The organism is Flavobacterium luteum (assembly GCF_008806775.1).
In the GTDB taxonomy this organism is placed as follows: domain Bacteria; phylum Bacteroidota; class Bacteroidia; order Flavobacteriales; family Flavobacteriaceae; genus Flavobacterium; species Flavobacterium luteum.
In genome coordinates, this window is the sequence record NZ_WAEM01000006.1 from 157,468 (window position 1) to 178,405 (window position 20,938).

At 32.1% G+C, this 20,938-nt stretch carries 21 protein-coding genes; 15 read left to right on the top strand and 6 right to left on the bottom strand.

Annotated features, from left to right (window positions below):
* The first annotated feature begins 103 nt into the window (after positions 1 to 103).
* The 7 genes from F6464_RS11570 to F6464_RS11600 all read left to right on the top strand — a co-directional run bounded on the left by F6464_RS11570 (position 104) and on the right by F6464_RS11600 (position 6,289).
* Positions 104 to 982, top strand: coding sequence for an SDR family oxidoreductase (locus F6464_RS11570; RefSeq protein WP_191963378.1), 879 nt, complete (start codon positions 104 to 106; stop codon positions 980 to 982).
* A 100-nt stretch (positions 983 to 1,082) separates the two neighbouring features.
* Positions 1,083 to 1,847 (top strand): ParA family protein, encoded by a 765-nt coding sequence (locus F6464_RS11575; protein ID WP_151108010.1) that lies wholly within the window; start codon positions 1,083 to 1,085, stop codon positions 1,845 to 1,847.
* An 8-nt stretch (positions 1,848 to 1,855) separates the two neighbouring features.
* Positions 1,856 to 2,755, top strand: a complete 900-nt coding sequence (locus F6464_RS11580; RefSeq protein ID WP_151108011.1) for a ParB/RepB/Spo0J family partition protein — start codon at positions 1,856 to 1,858, stop codon at positions 2,753 to 2,755.
* A complete protein-coding gene (locus F6464_RS11585) occupies positions 2,755 to 3,315 on the top strand; it encodes a DUF5683 domain-containing protein (RefSeq protein WP_225318074.1) in 561 nt (186 codons plus the stop codon). The genes F6464_RS11580 and F6464_RS11585 overlap by 1 nt, the downstream gene beginning before the upstream one ends.
* Positions 3,312 to 4,016: a 4-hydroxy-tetrahydrodipicolinate reductase gene (gene dapB / locus F6464_RS11590; protein WP_151108013.1), complete on the top strand. Its 705-nt coding sequence runs from the start codon at positions 3,312 to 3,314 to the stop codon at positions 4,014 to 4,016. Before F6464_RS11585 ends, dapB begins: the two co-directional genes overlap by 4 nt.
* A 74-nt stretch (positions 4,017 to 4,090) precedes the next feature.
* The gene (gene lepB, locus F6464_RS11595) at positions 4,091 to 5,632 is read left to right on the top strand and encodes a signal peptidase I (RefSeq protein WP_151108014.1); all 1,542 of its coding nucleotides are present in this window, start codon (positions 4,091 to 4,093) and stop codon (positions 5,630 to 5,632) included.
* 45 nt (positions 5,633 to 5,677) lie between these two features.
* On the top strand, positions 5,678 to 6,289 hold the full coding sequence (locus tag F6464_RS11600) for a WbqC family protein (protein ID WP_151108016.1): 612 nt from the start codon (positions 5,678 to 5,680) through the stop codon (positions 6,287 to 6,289).
* A 2-nt stretch (positions 6,290 to 6,291) separates the two neighbouring features.
* Here the strand turns inward: F6464_RS11600 and F6464_RS11605 are convergent, their stop codons facing one another.
* The 6 genes from F6464_RS11605 to F6464_RS11630 form a co-directional block, all read right to left on the bottom strand.
* Positions 6,292 to 7,338, bottom strand: a complete 1,047-nt coding sequence (locus tag F6464_RS11605) for an endonuclease/exonuclease/phosphatase family protein (RefSeq protein WP_151108018.1) — start codon at positions 7,336 to 7,338, stop codon at positions 6,292 to 6,294.
* A gap of 76 nt (positions 7,339 to 7,414) precedes the next feature.
* On the bottom strand, positions 7,415 to 8,284 hold the full coding sequence (locus F6464_RS11610) for a rhomboid family intramembrane serine protease (protein WP_151108019.1): 870 nt from the start codon (positions 8,282 to 8,284) through the stop codon (positions 7,415 to 7,417).
* A gap of 18 nt (positions 8,285 to 8,302) precedes the next feature.
* Complete coding sequence (locus F6464_RS11615; protein ID WP_151108020.1) at positions 8,303 to 9,052, bottom strand: rhomboid family intramembrane serine protease; 750 nt, start codon at positions 9,050 to 9,052, stop codon at positions 8,303 to 8,305.
* A complete protein-coding gene (gene mutL, locus F6464_RS11620) occupies positions 9,049 to 10,908 on the bottom strand; it encodes a DNA mismatch repair endonuclease MutL (RefSeq protein ID WP_151108022.1) in 1,860 nt (619 codons plus the stop codon). Before mutL ends, F6464_RS11615 begins: the two co-directional genes overlap by 4 nt.
* A gap of 160 nt (positions 10,909 to 11,068) precedes the next feature.
* A complete protein-coding gene (gene ribH / locus F6464_RS11625; RefSeq protein WP_151108023.1) occupies positions 11,069 to 11,641 on the bottom strand; it encodes a 6,7-dimethyl-8-ribityllumazine synthase in 573 nt (190 codons plus the stop codon).
* Positions 11,642 to 11,736: 95 nt separating this feature from the next.
* Positions 11,737 to 12,519 (bottom strand): tetratricopeptide repeat protein, encoded by a 783-nt coding sequence (locus F6464_RS11630; protein WP_151108024.1) that lies wholly within the window; start codon positions 12,517 to 12,519, stop codon positions 11,737 to 11,739.
* A gap of 143 nt (positions 12,520 to 12,662) precedes the next feature.
* On the opposite strand from F6464_RS11630, the gene recF reads away from it, so the two are divergent.
* The 8 genes from recF (at position 12,663) to F6464_RS11670 (ending at position 20,930) form a co-directional block, all read left to right on the top strand.
* Complete coding sequence (gene recF / locus F6464_RS11635) at positions 12,663 to 13,742, top strand: DNA replication/repair protein RecF (protein ID WP_151108025.1); 1,080 nt, start codon at positions 12,663 to 12,665, stop codon at positions 13,740 to 13,742.
* 43 nt (positions 13,743 to 13,785) lie between these two features.
* Positions 13,786 to 14,484, top strand: a complete 699-nt coding sequence (locus F6464_RS11640) for a thioredoxin domain-containing protein (protein WP_151108027.1) — start codon at positions 13,786 to 13,788, stop codon at positions 14,482 to 14,484.
* 7 nt (positions 14,485 to 14,491) lie between these two features.
* Positions 14,492 to 15,163 (top strand): DUF2461 domain-containing protein, encoded by a 672-nt coding sequence (locus tag F6464_RS11645; protein ID WP_151108028.1) that lies wholly within the window; start codon positions 14,492 to 14,494, stop codon positions 15,161 to 15,163.
* 15 nt (positions 15,164 to 15,178) lie between these two features.
* Entirely contained in the window at positions 15,179 to 16,243 is a 1,065-nt protein-coding gene (locus tag F6464_RS11650) for a glycosyltransferase family 4 protein (RefSeq protein WP_151108030.1), read from the top strand.
* Positions 16,244 to 16,248: 5 nt separating this feature from the next.
* Positions 16,249 to 18,120, top strand: a complete 1,872-nt coding sequence (asnB, locus tag F6464_RS11655; RefSeq protein ID WP_151108032.1) for an asparagine synthase (glutamine-hydrolyzing) — start codon at positions 16,249 to 16,251, stop codon at positions 18,118 to 18,120.
* Positions 18,121 to 18,171: 51 nt separating this feature from the next.
* Positions 18,172 to 19,185: a UDP-N-acetylmuramate dehydrogenase gene (gene murB / locus F6464_RS11660; protein WP_151108033.1), complete on the top strand. Its 1,014-nt coding sequence runs from the start codon at positions 18,172 to 18,174 to the stop codon at positions 19,183 to 19,185.
* Positions 19,186 to 19,281: 96 nt separating this feature from the next.
* Positions 19,282 to 20,388 carry a glycosyltransferase gene (locus F6464_RS11665; protein WP_151108035.1) on the top strand — a complete coding sequence of 369 codons (1,107 nt, stop codon included), beginning with the start codon at positions 19,282 to 19,284 and terminating at the stop codon, positions 20,386 to 20,388.
* The gene (locus tag F6464_RS11670) at positions 20,379 to 20,930 is read left to right on the top strand and encodes an RNA polymerase sigma factor (RefSeq protein WP_151108036.1); all 552 of its coding nucleotides are present in this window, start codon (positions 20,379 to 20,381) and stop codon (positions 20,928 to 20,930) included. Before F6464_RS11665 ends, F6464_RS11670 begins: the two co-directional genes overlap by 10 nt.
* Positions 20,931 to 20,938 lie beyond the last annotated feature (8 nt).

Consider the following 20,938-nt stretch of genomic DNA (forward strand, 5'->3'; position numbering starts at 1 on the left):
TGAAAATGGAGAAGGACTACAAAAATATCGAATTAACATAGTTTTTTAATAAACGCGCACAGCATATATTTTAATTATATTTACGTTTATAAAAAAATAAACTATGAATTTTTCAACAAAAATGCTTCGTGATGATGCTCTAAAAGGCAAAGTAATAGTAGTAACAGGTGGCGGAAGCGGCTTGGGCAAAGCCATGACTCAATATTTTCTCGAATTGGGTGCCAAAGTAGCCATTACTTCCCGTGATTTAGAAAAACTAAAAAACACGGCTATAGAACTAGAAACCCAAACTGGCGGAACGTGTCTAGCTGTTCAATGCGATGTCCGCCATTATGATCAGGTGGAAAATATGCTACAAGAAGTGCTAAAGGCTTTCGGAAAAGTAGACGTTTTATTAAACAATGCTGCAGGCAATTTCATTTCGCCTACCGAAAGATTATCTGCCAATGCTTTTGATACTGTAATTGATATAGTTTTAAAAGGTTCTAAAAACTGTACGCTGGCTTTCGGAAAACACTGGATTGATAGCAAACAAGCAACTTCTACAATCTTAAATATAGTAACAACGTATGCCTTTACAGGTTCAGCGTATGTTGTTCCGAGCGCTACTGCAAAAGCCGGAGTTCTAGCCATGACGAGAAGTTTAGCGGTAGAATGGGCAAAATACGGCATTCGGTCTAATGCTATTGCACCAGGCCCATTTCCTACAAAAGGCGCTTGGGACAGATTGTTACCAGGTGATTTGGCTAAAAAATTCGACACTTCAAAACGAGTTCCACTACAACGCAACGGAGAACATCAGGAATTAGCGAATTTGGCTGCTTATTTGGTTTCTGACTTTTCGGCGTATATCAACGGAGAAGTAGTAGTTATTGATGGTGGCGAATGGCTAAAAGGCGCTGGTCAGTTCAATCAACTAGATGCCATTCCTGAAGAAATGTGGGATATGCTGGAAGCAATGATTAAGGCGAAGAAGAAGTAGTTATTCCTTGAGCGATAGCTTTTTAACTTTTGTTAACAAATAAGCCTTGAAAAAACCATAATAAATTGTATTTTTACCGCTTATAATTCGAAAAAAATAAATGGGTAAAATCATTGCTATTGCCAATCAAAAAGGAGGTGTTGGAAAAACAACCACTTCGGTAAATCTGGCGGCATCATTAGGCGTTTTAGAAAAAAAAGTGTTACTTATTGATGCAGACCCGCAAGCGAATGCGAGTTCAGGTCTTGGGATTGACATTGAAAACATTGCTATTGGAACCTATCAAATAGTAGAACATAGTAATCGTCCTGAAGAAGCTATAATTAAATGTACCGCTCCAAATGTGGATATCATTCCAGCCCATATCGATCTTGTTGCCATAGAAATTGAATTGGTTGACAAGGAAAATAGAGAGTATATGCTAAAGGAAGCATTGGCTAGCGTCAAAGACAACTACGATTATATTTTGATTGATTGTGCTCCTTCTTTAGGCTTACTAACTTTGAATGCACTTACAGCAGCTGACTCCGTAATTATTCCTATTCAATGTGAATACTATGCGCTAGAAGGTTTAGGGAAATTATTGAATACCATAAAAAGTGTTCAAAAAATTCACAATCCTGATTTAGATATTGAAGGCTTGTTACTAACCATGTTCGATTCTAGATTGCGATTGTCTAATCAGGTGGTAGAAGAAGTACAAAAGCACTTCAACGATATGGTTTTCAATACTATTATACAACGAAATGTAAAATTAAGTGAAGCACCAAGTTATGGCGAAAGCATTATAAATTATGATGCTACGAGCAAAGGAGCGACAAATTATTTGCACTTAGCCCAAGAAATTATTCAGAAAAACAGTTAATAGGTTTTATGACACAAGCAGTAAAAAAACAAGCGTTAGGCAGAGGGTTATCGGCATTATTGAAAGACCCAGACAATAATATACAGTCGGTTGACGATAAAAATGCTGATAAAGTGGTGGGCAATATAATTGAGCTTGATATTGATTCTATTGAAATAAATCCATTCCAACCCAGAAGTAATTTTAATGAAGAATCGCTAAGAGAATTGGCTACTTCTATTCGAGAATTAGGGGTGATTCAACCAATAACTGTTAGAAAAACCGATTTCAATCAATACCAATTAATTTCTGGAGAACGAAGATTGCGTGCTTCAAAATTATCAGGATTAACTACAATTCCTGCTTATATCAGAATTGCAAATGATAATGAATCGCTAATTATGGCTTTGGTTGAAAACATTCAACGTCATGATTTAGACCCCATAGAAATTGCTCTTTCTTATCAACGATTAATTGATGAAATTCAGCTAACTCAAGAACAGATGAGTGATCGTGTGGGCAAAAAACGGTCTACTATCGCTAATTATTTGCGTCTTTTAAAATTAGATCCTATTATTCAAACGGGCATTCGCGACGGATTCATTACTATGGGTCATGGTCGTGCGATTATTAATATTGATGATTTAGATATTCAGACTGATATTTATCAAAAAATAGTAAGTGATAATCTATCTGTACGTGAAACGGAAGCCCTTGTAAAAACGTATCAAGAAAGTTTAAAACCAACTCCAGCAAAAATCGTAAAAGGAAATTCATTTGAAGTAGAAGAAAATGAAAAGAAAGCCATTTCGACTTATTTTGGAACAAAAGTAGAGGTTAAAGTTGCTGGAAACGGCAAAGGGAAAATTACTATCCCTTTTCATTCAGAAGAAGATTTTAAAAGAATTATTAAATTGATAAAAGGGTAGTGTTTAAAAATACAATCATAATACTCCTCTTATTATTTGGTAGTTGCTTGGTTGATGCTCAAGTGCTCCCTAAAGCTATTCTTCAATCTAAAGACACAGTAAAAAGCAAAGAAATCAATCCATTATCTCCTGCAAAGGCCGCTTTTTTCTCGGCTGTTTTACCTGGTTTGGGTCAAGCCTATAACAAAAAATATTGGAAAATTCCTCTGGTTTACGGTGCCATGGGGACAAGTTTATACTATTATTCCGTAAATAATAAAAAGTATCATGATTTTCGTGACGCTTACAAAAGTAGATTGGCTGGGTTTACGAACGACAAATACCAATATCTTGATGATTCCCGTTTAATTACGGCACAACGATTTTATCAACGCAATAGAGACATGTCCTTATTGTTAACCGCTGCATTTTATATTTTGAATATTGTAGATGCTAATATAGATGCACATTTACTGCAATTTAATGTAAATGACAATTTAACCTTGAATCCAAAAATAGAACAAAACGATATAAATTTTAGGACTACTTTTGGTCTTGCCTTAAATATGACATTCAAATGAAAATAGCACTTTTGGGATACGGAAAAATGGGACAAACCATAGAACGAATTGCTCTAGAAAGAGGTCACGAAATTGTTCTGAAAAAAGACGAATTCAATACTTACGAAGGACTTTCAGCTGCTGATGTTGCTATAGATTTTAGTATTCCGAGTGTAGCTGTCGAAAACATATCGAGTTGTTTTTATGCTAATGTACCTGTAATTTCAGGAACAACTGGTTGGCTAGAACATTATGATGAAATGGTAGCACTATGCAAATCAAAAGACGGGGCATTTATATCGAGTTCTAACTTTAGTTTAGGAGTAAATCTATTTTTTGAGCTTAATGATTATTTGGCAAAAATGATGGCTAAATTTGATAGCTATAGAGTAGAGATGGAAGAAATTCATCATATTCAAAAGCTAGATGCTCCAAGCGGAACTGCAATTTCTTTAGCAAAAGGGGTAATTGCCAATAGTACTTATACCAATTGGACATTAAACGAGCCAAAATCAGATGAAATTCCTATAGATGCTCTTCGTATTGATGATGTTCCTGGAACGCATACTGTAAGCTATATTTCTGAGATTGATACTATAGATATTAAGCACACTGCACATAATCGTGACGGATTTGCCCTTGGCGCAGTAATCGCTGCCGAATGGATTATTGGCAAAAAAGGAATTTTTAACATGAAAGATGTTTTAAATTTAAAAAATTAAGTAATTTGTTAATTTTGTTATAAAACAGTAACAAAACTGTAATAATCAATTCTAATTAAAAAAATAAAATAGTTATGACACTAACTCAATGGTTCGTATTTTTTGTAATTGTACAAATAGTTCACTTTGCAGGAACATGGAAATTATATGAAGCTGCTGGAAGAAAACGTTGGGAAGCATTAGTACCAATTTATAATGCTATTGTATTGATGAAAATCATAAATAGACCTACTTGGTGGACTATTTTGTTATTTGTACCCGTTATCAATCTCATTATGTTTCCAGTGGTTTGGGTCGAAACTTTGAGAAGTTTTGGCAAAAACACGACTTTAGATACTGTTCTAGGAATTGCAACATTGGGCTTATATATTTATTATTTAAATTATACTCAAGAGCTTAATTATATTTCAGATAGAAGTTTAATACCCACAAACAAAACTGCTGACACTATTAGTTCATTATTATTTGCTATTGTAGTAGCAACAATTGTTCATACCTATGTAATGCAACCGTACACAATTCCTACTTCATCATTAGAAAAATCGTTGTTAGTGGGTGATTTCTTATTTGTGAGTAAATTTCATTATGGAGCACGAACGCCAATGACAGCAGTTGCTTTACCAATGGTTCATGATACCATTCCGTTGTTACATAAAAAATCCTATTTAAGTTGGCCTCAGCTTCCTTATTTTAGATTTCCAGGCTTGCAAAAAATAGAGCGAAATGATATAGTAGTTTTCAACTGGCCTGTTGACACTGTTTATAAATTTTTTGATACCTCTAAAAGAAAAGCAGACAAACCTATTGACAAAAAATCGAACTACGTAAAAAGATGTCAAGGAATTGCAGGTGATACTTTACAAATAAAAGACGGGATAGTATATATTAATGGTAAACAACTCGTATTACCGCAACGAGCTAAGCCACAATATTCGTATACTGTAACAACCAACGGTTCAGGATTTGACCCAAACTATCTTTTAAGTGAATTGCAAATAACTGATGGTATTTATCAAACTGCTCAAAATACGTTTCTTTTTTCTGCTTTAACAGAAGAAACAGCAGAGCGTTTAAAAAACAATCCAGGCGTAACATCTATTATTAGAAATATTTCTAAAGAAGGAGAACCAGCTGTTTTTCCGCAAATAAATAACAATTGGAATAAAGATAATTATGGACCCATTTACATACCTCAAGAAGGAAAAACAATTGCTTTAAATTCTGAAAACTTACCATTATACAAAAGAATCATTACAGAATATGAAGGAAATGATTTAAAAATAAATGGTAACGAAATTAGAATTAACGGTAAAGTAGCAACGAATTATACCTTTAAACAAAACTATTATTGGATGATGGGAGACAATCGTCACAATTCTGAAGACAGTCGTTACTGGGGATATGTGCCTCAAAATCACATTGTTGGAAAACCAGTTTTTATTTGGATGAGTTTAGATTCTAACGGCAAAGGGCTTAATAAAGTAAGATGGGAACGCTTGTTTACTACTGTTGGTGGTGAAGGACAGCCGTATTCTTATTTTAAATTCTTTTTAATGGCTCTAGCTGCATATTTTGGAATTACATTTTTCATGAATAAGAAAAAGGAAAACAGTTAAAAAAGAAGTTTAAAGTGGTTATTAGAAAGCTTAAGCTAAAAATACATGAACATTCTTATCTATCCAAGTTACTTTCCAACAATTAGTCATTATGTAGCGATGGCTCAAGCAGATAGTATTACTTTTGAAACTGAAGACAATTTTCAGAAACAAACCAATAGGAATAGAACCTATATTTACAGTCCTAACGGTATTCAACTATTGAATATTCCTATTAAACATTCAAAAGAAAGACATCAAAAGACGAAAGAGGTGCGTTTAGAAACTGCTTTCGACTGGCAAAAACAGCACTTCAAATCCTTAGAAGCTGCCTATAGAACATCGCCTTTTTTTGAATATTTTGAAGATGAACTCACTCCTGTTTTCAACAAAAAACATACTTTTTTAGTGGATTTAAATTTTGAGACTATGGAAATAGTCTCAAAATGTTTGAGATTGAAATTAGAATTTAATAATACTAAAGAATACTTTCACGAAGTTCCAGATTATACTGATTTTAGATTTTTAATAAACGGAAAGAAAGAAACTAAGATATTCGAAAACTACACTCAAGTTTTTGGAGAAAAACATGGTTTTATCAATAATCTGAGTATTTTAGATTTGATGTTTAATGAAGGTAAGTTTGCTTTAGATTATTTAAAAAATCAGAAGTTGTAATTTCATTCCATAGACAATCGCGCCATTACTGGATAATGATCAGAGTTTTCGAATTTAGAGAAATTTTCAAAGCTTTTTACTTTAATAGTAGGATCTGTTAAAATATAATCAATTCGAACAGGGTAATATTTAAAATTATAGGTTTTCCCGAAACCAACACCAGATTCTTCGAAAGCATCATTCAGGTTACCTTTAACACTTCTATAAACATACGAAAAAGCACTGTTATTCAAATCGCCACAAATAATAATTGGATAGCTACACTCTTTTTTATGATCTCTGATAATCTCGGCTTGCTGTTGTTGTTGCCTAAAAGCAATACTAATTCTATTGACTAATTTTTGCGATTTTTGTTTATTCATTTCATTAATATTCTCAGATATTTCGTTTACATCAGGTGAAATCTTAATTGACTGCAATTGCATATTATAAATTCGAATAATATCTTTTCCTTTCTTTATGTCGGCAAAAATAGCATTGTTATTAGACTTTGGGAAAACTAAATTTCCTTGATTTAAAATTGGAAATCTTGAAAATATAGCAAGTCCAGTTCGTATTTTATCGCCTTGCATAAAAATGTAACGATGGGGATAAACCCTTAAATCAATATTAGCAGTTTCAGAATATTCTTGAATACATAATATATCCGGATCTTTATCGTTAAAGAAAGTTTTTATTTCTTGCTTTACATCTTTGTCGCTAATCCAATCAAACAAGTTAAACAGTCGCACATTATAACTCATTACTACAAAATCATTTTCGTTTTCTGAAAATTCTTTCGTTGAAAACTTATAAAATTTATTGATAAATGTAATTCCTATTAGTAAAACCATTCCTGAGATAAACATTCTCTTTCTAAATTGAATGAACCAATACAGAAAAAAAAGTCCATTTAATATTAAAAAGAAGGGTAAGACAAGAGTTAAAACCGATAAAAGAGGAAATGTTTTTGGCGCCAAAAAAGGTAAAACGTATGCAACAAAAGTGATTACAGTTACTACTATATTTAGAAAAAACATTATTTTATTAAACCATGAAAGACGTTTCATTCTATGTTCTGTTTTGGTTTTTGAAATATAATTTTTGATTTAGTATACAAACTTCAACAAAAAACTATAAATCCTGCTATTTCCCAGCTTTAAAAAGAAATTCTTTTTCTTCTTTAGTTAAACTATCATAACCCGATTGACTAATTTTATCTAAAATCTCATCAATTTGTTGTTGCGTTTTATCTTTAATTACAATTTTAGGGACAGTTTTTTCATAACGAGGAGCATAGTTTCTGTGTACTTTCTTAAATGGAGTTGCTGTCTTTGGATTAGTCAAATTGGATAATTTATCTAAAACAAATGAGACTGTTTTACTCAAATCTGTCCCAGTAAGCAACAATTTAACATAAGCAAAACCAAAAAAAGCTCCAGCCAAATGAGCAATATGGCCACCTGTATTTTCAGCTAAAATTTGAATTAAATCGAGAACTAAAATGACAAATGCAAATTGCCAAAGTTTTACGTTACCTATTAAAAGCAATCTTAAATTCATAAAAGGCGAATAAGTAGCAGTTGCGATTAAAATTGCCATTATTGATCCAGATGCACCTACAAGAATGGAATTTTGCCCTAATCCAAAAATAAAATAACTGGCAACAAATACTATTCCAGCAAATATAGCACTAAGCACATATAAACCTAGAAACTGTTTTTGAGAAAAAAAGGTTAGAAAAATTCTTCCCGTAAAATTCAAAACCATCATGTTAAAAAACAAATGAAAAAAACCGCCATGAAAAAAAGAATAGGTCAAAAAAGTCCATGGCCGAGTTAATGCAATCGAAGGATTGGAAGACAATGAGATCCAACTAGGGAAATCAAATCCACCTGACTTAAATTGATAGAAAAAAAGAATCGAAACTAAAAAAGCACCAATATTCCAGTAGATGAGTTTTTGTTCAAAACCACCCATTTTATATTGCATTTTTAAATCGTCAAGAATATTCATTTTTTTAATTTTAGGATATTAATCCCAACGGTTTTTGTTAAACTGATTTTTCTTCCAATACCACATCATCAAAAAGCCTACTAATGCTCCACCTATATGTGCAAAATGTGCTATTCCGCTAGCTCCTCCAAAAATAGATTTTCCTGAAACTCCTAAAAACAAATCGACTACTAACAATCCCGGAACAAAATATCTTGCTTTAATAGGAACAGGAATAAACAATAATGCTAATTCAGCATTAGGAAACATAAATGCAAAAGCGACTAATAACCCATAAATTGCTCCAGAAGCCCCTACAGCTGGTGAAGCAAAAGAACCTGCAAATCTATCAATGCCAGAAGCTCCTAGAACATCAGTCCATTGAGTATCAATTTTTCCTTCATTTAATAAAGTATAAATATCTGTTTTATTAAATCCAGCTTGTAACAGTGTATTCAATCCGTCATGAAAAAGAAAATAATTCACTCCAGTGTGCAACAAAGCAGCTCCTAATCCGCAAGATATATAGAAAAATAAAAACTTTTTTCCTCCCCAAAAATGCTCTAAAGCTGACCCAAAAGAATACAAAGCAAACATATTAAAAGCAATATGTGCAATTCCTCCGTGCATAAACATGTGAGTAAGTGGTTGCCAGCCTTGAAACTTATCATTCTCAAAAAAGAATAATGATAAATAATTATACGTTTCATCACCTACGATTTGGCTGCCTATGAAAAATATAATATTAATTATCAGTAACTGCTTTACTGTTGGTGTGATGTTCATCATAATGCAAATTTATTATCTAAATCTTCCACACGCATGGTGATGAAAGTAGGTTTTTGAAAAGGTGAAACATTAGGATCCTTACATGCAAAAAGTCCATTAACTAAATTTTCCTGTTCCTTTTCTGTTAAATAGGTTCCCGTTTTTACCGCTAAACTTCGTGCCATCGATTTGGCAATAGTATCATTCTGGCTGAAACTACTTTCTGGAATTCCATCTTGTAAATCGCTCAATAATTGCTCTAAAACTAATGTTACCTCACTTTCGGTTATATTTACAGGTAAACCCGAAATAACAACGCTATCCTTATTGGTTTCTTCAAAAATAAAACCCGTATTTACTAAGGCCAATTGCAATTCGGCAATCAATGCTATTTCATTGGTAGAAAAATACAAATGCAATGGAAACAACAATTGCTGGCTTGAAGCCTTATGTAATGTCATATTTGTTAGAAATTGTTCATACAAAACCCTCTGATGGGCCCTATGCTGATTGACAATTACCATTCCTGATTTGATGGGATTCACAATGTATTTTTTGTGAATTTGATAGGTTTTATTTACCACTTTCTCAACGTCATTTTCATCAAAAAGAAACGATTTTACTTCTTCTCCTTCAAAATGCATTCCTTCATTTTCAATAATCGTTTCCGTTTCCTGTTTTAAACCAATGTAAAGACTTTCCCAATTAATTACTTCTAGTTTACGAGTTTCGTATGAATTGGTATTGAATTGCTTATTAGTTGAAGCTTCAGAAAACGGATTGTAATTCCCATTCACCTGAATCGTTGGAGTAGAACCTTCTAAATTTTTATAATGATAAGGCGTATCTAAATTAGCATCTCTATCAAAATCTAAAACTGGTGCAATGTTAAACTGCCCCAAGCTGTGTTTCACCGCCGATCGCAAAATGGCATACAAAGCATGTTCATCATCAAACTTGATTTCGGTTTTTGTGGGGTGAATATTAATATCAATCGTGTTAGGTGGCACTTGCAAGTATAAAAAATAACTAGGTTGTGCTCCGTCTTTGAGTAAACCTTCATAAGCTCCCATAATAGCATGGTGCAAATACCCACTTTTTATAAACCGATCATTCACAAAAAAAAACTGTTCACCCCTACTCTTCTTGGCAAATTCTGGCTTGCTTACAAATCCTTTTATTTCAACAATCTCGGTTTCTTCCTGAACGGGAACCAATTTTTCATTGGTTTTTCCTGAAAATATATTTACAATGCGCTGTCTGAAATTCGATGGAGGCAAATTAAACATCTCGCTTCCGTTGTGGTAAAAAGTAAAATGAATATTGGCATGAGCCAAAGCCACACGCTGAAACTCATCTACAATATGGCGGTATTCTACCACTTCCGATTTTAGGAAATTGCGTCGCGCTGGAATATTAAAAAACAAATTCTTAACCGAAAAAGAAGTGCCTTTAGGCAAAACTGCCACATCTTGCGACACAAATTTACTTCCTTCAATAATGATGTGCGTACCTAATTCTTCTTGGTCTTGCTTGGTTTTCATCTCCACATGTGCAATTGCTGCAATCGAAGCCAAAGCCTCACCACGAAATCCTTTAGTATGCAAAGAAAACAAGTCTTCTGCCTGACGAATTTTGGAAGTGGCGTGACGCTCAAAACACAAACGAGCATCTGTAACGCTCATTCCTAAACCATTATCAATGACTTGTACCAATGATTTTCCGGCATCTTTTATGATTAGTTTAATGTCTGTTGCTCTAGCATCAACAGCATTTTCCAATAATTCCTTCACTACAGATGCAGGTCGTTGCACGACTTCACCCGCAGCAATTTGGTTGGCAACATGATCTGGAAGTAATTGAATTATACTCGACATTCGTTTGGTTTGTGGTTTTTTTTTGTGGTTTGTTGTTAAACCTACAAGTTTACAAATTTAAGTAATTTCTGTTGGGTTTTATAGTCAAATTAATCATAAAAACAGATAAACCTATATTGTTAAAGAACAATATAGGTTATTAAAGTTATTACTATACTTTTTATTCCTTCAATTCCAGTGGCCCATTCTCAATTTGCAATTGTCCAGAAGCCAATAAATGAGTACTATCAAATGGATGCTTTAGTGAAGCTTGTTGTCTCAAATATGCCATTTTAATAGCGGCTATTGCAGCTTCGGTTCCTTTGTTTCCGTGTGCTCCTCCACTTCTATCTATAGATTGCTGTTCAGAATTATCTGTGAGTAAACAAAAAATAACTGCTACATCCGATAAAACATTTAAATCTTTAACACCTTGAGTAACGCCTTCACAAACAAACTCAAAATGTTGTGTTTCCCCTTTTATAATACAACCAATGGTGATTACCACGTCAGGTTTTTGGGTTTCAATCATTTTCTTGGCACCATATATCAACTCAAAACTTCCTGGCACATTCCAACGAATGATGTTTTTATGCAAAGCGCCACAGTCAGTCAATGCCTCTATTGCACCTTTGTATAAGCCTTCTGTGATGTGGTCATTCCACTCAGAAACAACAATCCCAAACCGAAAGTCTTTCGCGTTTGGGATTGTATCTTTATTATAATTTGATAAATTTTTATTAGCAGTAGCCATCGTATTTTTAGATTTAAGAATTTAGATTTAATATTTAAATCCGTAATTCAAAGATAAGAAAATCTTAATTCAAAAATATTGAAATCTGCACTATTTTACTGCACTAAACCTATTAAAGCGTCTATATTTGAAGCTTCGGGAGAATTTTCGTATTTTTCTTTAATTTCAGTAAAATATTTCAAAGCATCCGCTTTATTTCCAAGAGCCAAACTGGTTTGACCTGCTTTTAATAAATAACGTGGCGTTGTAAAATCATTAGGATTCATTTCCGATGCTTTGATATAATTTTCTAAAGCTTCTTTTTCTTGCTTTTTTTGCGAAAAGGCATCACCTATAGCTCCAACAGCTAAAACACTTAAAATAGCATCGTCTGATTTGAATTTCTCTAAAGAAGTAATAGCTTCATCATATTTACCTATATTTAAATAAGAAATTCCTGCATAATAATTGGCTAGATTTCCTGCATCAGTACCTGAATATTTTTCGGCAATATCTTTAAAACCAAATTTTCCTTCAGCTCCTTTCAAAGCAAGATTAAACAAAGAATCACTTTTAGTTCCATCAACTGCTTTTTGGAAATTTTGTTGTGCTTCAAACATTTCGTTTGCTGCAGCTTCTTCATTAGGTTGAGCAACAAATTTTTGGTACAATAAATAACTTACTGTTACTAAAGCTATAGCAGCAACAATTCCGAAAATATATTTTTGGTTTTTGGCTACAAATTCCTCGGTTTTAGATGCGGTTTCATCTAAAGAATTAAAAACGCCAGCTGTAGTACTATCCTTTTCATCAACATTTACATCTTCAATAAAATTATTGTCTAATTTTTCTTCTTTTTCTTTTGGAGTTTTATAACCTCTTTTATTGTACGTTGCCATTTATTTTAAATTAGTGAACGGCAAAAATAAAATTTTTATTCATATTTAAAAGCCATTTTTATCGATATTTTTCAATAATTTGCACTCGCTTAAAAAAAATAGTATAAATTTTTCAAAGTTCTCACTATCAGCAAGCATTGTCGATGTATTTAAAAGCCATTTCCCTATATAATTATAAAAATTTTTCTGAAGCTAATTTCGATTTTGACACTAAAATTAATTGTTTTGTGGGCAAAAATGGCATTGGAAAGACGAATATACTTGATGCTATCTATCATCTATCGTATGGAAAAAGTTATTTTAATCCGTTAGCTGTTCAAAATATTAAACATGGTGAAGAGTTTTTTGTCATTGAGGGTTCATTCGAAAAAAGCGAACGTAATGAACAAATTATTTGTAGTCTAAAGAGAAATCATAAAAAAATCCTGAAACGTAATGGCAAACCATATGAAAAATTCTCTGATCATATTGGTTTTATTCCATTGGTAATTATTTCTCCAGCCGATAGCGACTTGATTGTAGATGGAAGCGAAACAAGGCGAAAATTTATTGACAGTGTCATTTCGCAATTGGATGCTAACTATCTTCATGAACTCATTCTGTATCAAAAAATAATCCTGCAACGCAACGCTTTGTTAAAGTATTTTGCTTTGAATCACGTTTTTGAAAATGACACGCTCTCGATATATAATGAGCAATTAAATGCTTTGGGACAGCCTATTTTTGAAAAGAGAAAACAATTTCTAGAAGATTTTATTCCTATTTTTAATAAACACCATCAAGCCATAACTGGTTCAGAAGAATCGGTGCAATTGGTTTATGAAAGTCAGTTATTCGATAAAGATTTGTTGACACTTTTACAAGAAAACATCAATAAAGATAGAGCTTTACATTATACTTCTGTTGGGGTACATAAAGACGATTTATCTTTTGAAATTGATCATTATCCAATTAAGAAATTTGGTTCTCAAGGACAACAAAAATCGTTTTTAATTGCTTTGAAGTTAGCGCAGTTTGAATTCGTAAAAAAACAATCTGGTGTAAAACCCATTCTTTTATTTGATGATATTTTTGATAAACTAGATGAAACTAGAGTAGAGAAAATCATAGAAATGGTAAATGATGATGTTTTTGGACAATTATTTATTTCTGACACCCATCCTGAACGGACAGAAAATATTGTAAAATCGACACTTCAGAGTTATAAAATATTTAACTTATAATACCATTTGAATTCGTAATTTAGCTGTTCATTAAATACCACAAATGAAATTATATCTTTTATCCTTAATATTCATCTGTTTATTAACTGTTAACTGTAAAGGACAAGTTACTAATAAGACAGAAACTATTCCGCCGACTGTTTTCGCCCAAAAAATAAAAGCAACTTCAAACGCTCTCATTCTTGATGTGAGAACTCCCGCAGAATTTTCTAACCAACATATAGACAATGCTGTAAACGCGGATTGGAACGGTGATGATTTTACTATTAAAGTTCAAAAATTTGACAAAACCAAACCTATTTTTATATACTGCATGAGCGGTGGAAGAAGTAAAAAAGCAGCCGCAAAACTAGAAGAATTAGGTTTCTCTAAAATCTATGATTTAGAAGGAGGAATTTTAAAATGGAATTCAGCAGGAATGGATATTCCTAGCGATAAAATCATTGGTGTTAGTTCAAAAGAATACGAAGAATTATTACTCCCTGATAAAAAAGTACTTGTCAATTTTTATGCAGAATGGTGTGCGCCATGCAAAAAAATGGCTCCATACATTAAAAAAATGCAAGATGAAATGACTGATAAAGTTAGGATTGTCAGGCTAAATGCTGATGAAAATAAAACTATACTCAAAGAACTAAAAATTGATGAACTTCCTACCCTAATACTTTACGAAAATAAAGAAATCAAATGGAAACATTCAGGATTTATCAGTGAAGAAGATTTGAAAAAACAATTGAAATAATTTTTTTATGCTTTCAAAAAAATCAATACAATTTCTCGACGATTTAAAAGCAAATAACAACCGAGAATGGTTTTTAGCCAATAAAAAACGCTATGAAGAATACAAACTGGATTACCATCAATTGATAGGTGCTTTTCTTGAAGTAATGAAGCCAAAAGATGCTTCTTTAGAAATGTTAGAAATCAAAAATTGTACTTTTCGAATTAACCGAGACATTCGTTTTTCTAAAGACAAATCCCCTTATAAAAGCCACATGGGCATTTGGATGAACACCAATTCTAGTGGTATAAATGCTCCAGGATATTATATTCACATAGAAAAAGGAAAGAGTTTTGTTGCTGGCGGATTGTATTCGCCTGAAGCATCTGATTTGAAAAAAATCCGTAAGGAAATTGCATTCTTTTATGAAGATTTAGAGGAAATCGTTACTGATGCAACCTTTAAAAAATTTTATACTGGGTTGGATCGAAATGAAACTAATGCGCTAAAAAATGCTCCGAAAGATTTTGAAAAAGACCATCCAGCAATTGAATTTTTAAAACTAAAAAGTTTTACAGTGTCAACAAAAATTGATGATTCGGAATTGATTGACAAAAATTTTGTTGCTACAACTGTCGAAAAACTTATAGCATTAAAACCTCTGATTGATTTTTTAAATCGCGGATTAGCATCGGAATGAATCTTATCAGAGGATATGAAAAAAAAGAAAATACTTTTTCTTGGAGAAACCTATCGGCAAGATGCGATTATTTGGATGAATGGACTAAAAGAATTTGGCGATTTCGAAATTATAACATGGGAATTGAAAACTCCTAGTTATGGGACTATAAACAAAATAAAAAGAATTTTAGAATATACTAGCGCTTTTTCTAAAATTAAAACACTTGTAAAGTTTCATAAACCCGATATGATTATTGCTGAAAGAACAACGAGTTACGGTTTTCTAGCAGCTTTATCTGGAGTTCAACCTATTGTTATTGCTCAACAAGGCATAACTGATTTATGGCCAACAACTTCTATTTTATTTCCAATTAAAAAAAGAATTCAAGATTATGCGTTCAAAAAAGCAAGTTTAATTCATGCTTGGGGATCTGTAATGACTCCTGCGATGAAGAAAGCTAAAGTAGATATGCGTAAAGTTTTAATTTTATCTAAAGGTATTGATTTAAACGTTTTTGAGAATAAAAATAAAATAAATTCCAATATAATCCGTGCAATTGTAACCCGATCATTATCTCCTGAATACGGACACGATATTGTTTTAAAAGCATTTGAAATCCTTCATAAAAAAGGATTTGATTTTCAGCTTACGATTGTTGGAGACGGTTTGAAATTGAACTTCTTAAAAGAATTAGCAAAAAAATTAAATATCGAAACTAAAATTAATTTTACGGGCAGAATTTCAAATTCTGAATTAGCTAAAATACTACAAAAATCTAATTTTTACATCAGCATGCCAGTAACCGAGGGGGTTTCCACATCTCTATTTGAAGCTATGGCTACAAATTGTTACCCTATTGTAACTGATATTCCAGGAAATCAATACTGGATAAACCATCGAGAAAACGGACAATTAATTACCATTGATAATTTTGAAATGTTAGCCTCAGAAATTATTTGGGCAATTGAAAATCCAACATATAGAGCTCAAGCTATCCAAAAAAACAGAACATTTGTTGAACAAAATGCCAATTATAAAGTAAATATGAAGATTATTGCAGACCGATACCATGAATTAATTAACACTACTAAAAACTAGGAATTATGTGTGGAATTAATGGAATCTTACATTTGCAATCGCAAAAAAAAGTAGATGAACGCATCCTCACCAAAATGCGTGATGCATTAGAACATCGGGGTCCGGATGATAAAGGTATATTCATCGACAATAATATTGGTTTAGGTCATAGAAGACTTTCTATTCTTGATGTTTCTTCTAAAGGACACCAACCTTTTCTTTCTGATGACGGAAGATATAGTTTGGTATATAATGGTGAAATATATAATTTCAAAGATTTTTATCCAGAACTAAAATGCAATGGATTTGACATAAAAACCAACTCCGATACGGAGGTTTTGATGAAATTGTTCCAATTATATGGGCTTAAAATGCTAAATCGATTAAACGGGATGTTTGCGTTTGCAATTTGGGATAAAAAAGAAAAAAAACTGACATTGGTTCGTGACCGAATGGGTGTAAAACCTTTGTATTACTCGTTTTATAATGAATCATTGTATTTCGCATCAGAACAAAAAGCATTATTTACTGCTGGTGTTCCTCTAAAAATAGCTCAAGAAGGATTAGGTGAATACGTTTTCAATCGATTTGTAGCTGGAGAAAACACTTTATATGAAAATGTAAAAAAAGTATTGCCTGGTGATAGTATGACTATTATAGAAAGCGGGAAAATTTTTACTGAAAAATGGTGGGATTTGCAAATAGAAATCAATAATCATGATAAAATTAAAAATCCTCTAGAATGGTTTAAAACTACTTTCGATGATGCTGTGCGATTACGAATGGTTAGTGATGTGCCAGTTGGTGTTTTATTAAGTGGGGGATTAGATTCTTCCTCTATTCTTGCATCTTTGCATCAGCAAAAATTTAAAGGCTTACAGACATTTAATATTGGTTTTAAAGAAGTAGAACATGATGAATCCTATTTGGCAAAAATGTTGTCAAAAAAATTCGATTATGGTTTCCGTACGATGCAATTGGAAAACAACTTACTTTATGAGAAGTTAATTACTTCTACATACTTTCAGGATGAACCTATTATGCATTTAAGCGAACCGCACCTTTTAGCAGTTTCGCAAATGGCAAAACCAGCTGTAAAAGTATTACTTTCGGGAGAGGGTGCAGATGAAATGATGGGAGGTTATGTAAGATATAAAGCATTGAAGTATCCTTCACTTTTAAATTCGATTGCTACCATTGGTAATTTAGATTTATTTTCTAAAAAACCAAGATTTGAAAAATTAATTAGGTATTCAAAAATCAAGAGTAATGAAGACTTAGTAGTTTTTAATAGTTCAAATATTTTCAGGGAAGATATTATAAAAAACTTTGGTATAAATAGTTTGCCAAAAAACGAATACAGAAAGGAAATATATGAAGATGCAAAAATATTATATCCAAATAATTTAAAAAGACAAGCACTTTATTTTGACCAACACACCTATTTGTGTTCCCTTTTAGATAGAAATGATCGATGTACTATGGGTGCTTCTATTGAGTGCAGAGAACCCTTTTTAGATCCAAGATTGTTAGCAGGATTAGGTTCTTTAGACGATAATTGGTTGTTTAAAGGCAAAAAAGGAAAGTTTATTCTAAAAACAGCAATGAAAGAAAAATTACCTGACGAAATTTTAAATTTTAGAAAGGTAGGGTTGAGCGTGCCGTGGGGCGATTATATTATTAAAAGTCCCGCATTTAAAGATGAATTAGAATCTTTCTCAAGAAGTGATATGTTTCAAATGCCTTATTTTGAAAATATTAACGCAAAAAAACTAGTTCAAAATTTGCAAAAAGGAGATGCAAAAATGATTCCATACATTATGCCATTATTTATGATGCATATTTGGATCAAGAATTATGTTGAAAAATTTTCAGAAATTTCAGATATAATAAAATAATAGATTCAAAATTATTGCTGTAAATTTGAAATTTCAACAGCATTACTTTTTATGAAAATTCACGCTAATTTCTCTTTAAAAAACTACAATACTTTTGGCATTGAAGCCAAAGCAAAGCAGTTTGTAGCTGTTCATTCTATTTCAGAGCTAAAAACCATATTAAAACAACATGCTAACGATACCAAATTTATTTTAGGTGGGGGAAGTAACATGCTTTTAACAAAAAATATAGATGCTCTTGTAATTCACATTGATTTAAAGGGAAAAAAAATTATTAAAGAAGATACTGATTTTGTTTGGGTTGAAAGCCAAGCGGGAGAAAACTGGCACGAATTTGTGCTTTGGACGCTGGATAACGATTTTGGAGGATTAGAAAACATGTCGCTAATTCCTGGAAATGTAGGAACTACTCCAGTACAAAATATTGGAGCATACGGTACTGAAATTAAAGATACATTTGTTTCTTGCGAAGCGTTGAAAATTTCAAATCAGGAATTAAAAACCTTTTATTTACAAGATTGTCATTTTGGCTATCGAGAAAGTATTTTTAAGAATGAAGTCAAAAACCAATATATAATTACATCAGTAGTTTTTAAACTCACTAAACAGAATCATAAAATTAATATTTCTTATGGTGATATTGTAAGCGAATTAGCAAAAAACCATATTATAAATCCCACTCTAAAAGAGGTAAGCAATGCCGTTATTGCTATTCGAAAAAGCAAATTACCCGATCCGAAAGAATTAGGAAATAGTGGCAGTTTCTTTAAAAACCCAATTCTTTTAAAAACCGATTTCGAAAAAATTCATCAACAATTTCCTGAAATGAAATACTTTGAAATCTCTGAAACTGAAGTCAAAGTTCCAGCTGGTTGGCTTATTGAACAAGCTGGTTTTAAAGGAAAGCGTTTTGGTGACGCAGGCATTCACAAAAACCAAGCATTAGTTTTGGTTAATTATGGAAACGCGACTGGACAAGAAATATTAGATATTTCAAAGAATATTCAAGAAACGATTTTTCAAAAATTTGGCATTCATATTGAAGCGGAAGTGAATGTAATTTAGACCTCCTATTCTCAGTAAATAATTCACAATTTATAATTCATAATTCATAATTGAATTTGTACCTTTGCACTCGATTTTAAAAGACAATTTGCTTCTATGTTGACTATTACATTTTATATATTTATTGCTATTGTTGCAATCCAATTTATTTACTATATAATTGTTTTTGGTAAATTTGCGTATGCCAAATCAGCTATAAGCAATCCAAAAAGAATTCCTATTTCGGTTGTGGTTTGCGCTAAGAATGAGGCCGAAAATGTAGCAAAATTTGTTCCCATTTTAGCTGAGCAAGATTATCCCGATTTTGAAATTGTTTTAATTGACGACGCTTCAAGTGATGAAACTTTAGATCTTTTTGAAGCTTTTGAAAAACAATATTCAAATATCCGATTGGTAAAAGTAAAGAACAATGAAGCCTTTTGGGGTAACAAAAAATTTGCTTTAACTTTAGGAATAAAAGCAGCAAAAAACCAATATTTATTATTTACAGATGCCGATTGTTATCCTATTTCAAAAGATTGGATTTCAATAATGAGTTCTCAATTTACTCCCGAAAAAACAATTGTTTTAGGCTATGGAGCTTATGAAAAAATATCACGGTCGTTTTTAAATAAAATCATACGATTTGAAACCATGCTTACCGCTGTACAGTATTTTTCATGGGCAAAAATAGGCCATCCATATATGGGAGTTGGAAGGAATTTAGCTTATAAAAAAGAAGAGTTTTTTAATGTCAATGGATTTATAGATCACATGAAAATTCGTTCAGGTGATGACGATCTATTTATAAATCAAGCAGCAACTAGAAAAAATACAACTATTTGTTTCGATCAAAATAGCTTTACCTATTCACTTCCTAAAACCTCTTTCAAGGAATGGTTTGCACAAAAAAGAAGACACATTTCTACAGCCACATTTTATAAACCTTTCGATCGCTTACAATTAGCAGTTTTTTATATTTCGCAATTATTATTTATTGTATTTTCTGTGATTTTACTTGCATTCCTTCACCAATGGATTATTGTGTTATGTTTAATAGGCTTTCGCTATCTATTTACTTGGATTACTCTTGGTTTTTCCTCAGCAAAACTCAAAGAAAAAGATGTTATGTATTGGTTTCCTATTATAGAAATTATACTCGTTTTTACACAGTTTAACATAATGATTACTACTGTTTTCTCAAAACCTGTGCATTGGAAATAAAAAAACACATAGAGAAGGCAAAAAAAGGCGATCAGGTTGCCTTCACTTTTCTGTTGGATTTTTATTGGAATGAAGTGTATGGTTTTATGTTAAAACGAACCGAAAACGAAACTGATGCCGAAGATATTACCATAGAAACATTCTCTAAAGCTTTTGATAAAATAGCTACTTACAATCCTGAATTTCAATTCAATACCTGGCTAATTGCCATAGCTAAAAATGTCCATATCGATTTGCTTCGAAAAAAAAAATCGTCTCTTTTCATAGAGATCACTGACGAAGAAGACAATCAGGCTTATAATATAGCCGACACTACTCCATCAGCAGAAGACGAATTAATAACCGAACAAAATTTGTCACAGCTGTTACAATACATTAAAGAATTAAAACCACATTATCAAGAAGTGATTCAACTGCGTTATTTTCAAGAACTCAGTTATCAGGAAATATCAGAACAACTACAGGAACCATTAAGCAATATAAAAATCAAATTGCTACGTGCTAAAAAATTATTGGCTGAAATCATTCAGAACAAACGTTAATTATTTTT